Annotated in this window: 1 protein-coding gene; it reads right to left on the reverse strand. The window is 65.2% G+C overall.

Going from position 1 to position 325, the window contains the following annotated elements; translation table 11 throughout:
• Positions 1-325, reverse strand: a 325-nt coding sequence (locus IAG41_RS22890) for an NAD(P)-binding domain-containing protein (RefSeq protein ID WP_187731017.1), incomplete at both ends; no start/stop codon positions are given.

Below are 325 nucleotides of genomic sequence, written 5' to 3' on the forward strand. Positions count from 1 at the left end.
TTTGACCAGTTTTGCGCCGGTGAAGGCCTGCGCGACGAAGCTGGCAGAAGGCTGCCCTCCCAATGCCTCAAGGGACACGCCGTAGGCATTGGTCACATCGACGATGGTCTTGCCCTGCCAGCTGGTGAGCGCTTTCGCGACGTCCGCGTGCGACTCGAACCGGACCGCCAGAAAGATGATGTCCGCCTCGAGCGCATTCGCCAGCGTCTTGGGAAGGATCGTGGGCCCGATCGCGACCGCGTCGGCTGCATAGCTTTCCGGGTCGCGCGTGGTGGCGACCGATACTTCGATGCCCTCGCGGGCAAACGCCTTGGCCAGGGCCCGG

The sequence above is a fragment of the Sphingomonas sp. JC676 genome, from assembly GCF_014489075.1.
In the GTDB taxonomy this organism is placed as follows: Bacteria; Pseudomonadota; Alphaproteobacteria; order Sphingomonadales; family Sphingomonadaceae; genus Sphingomonas.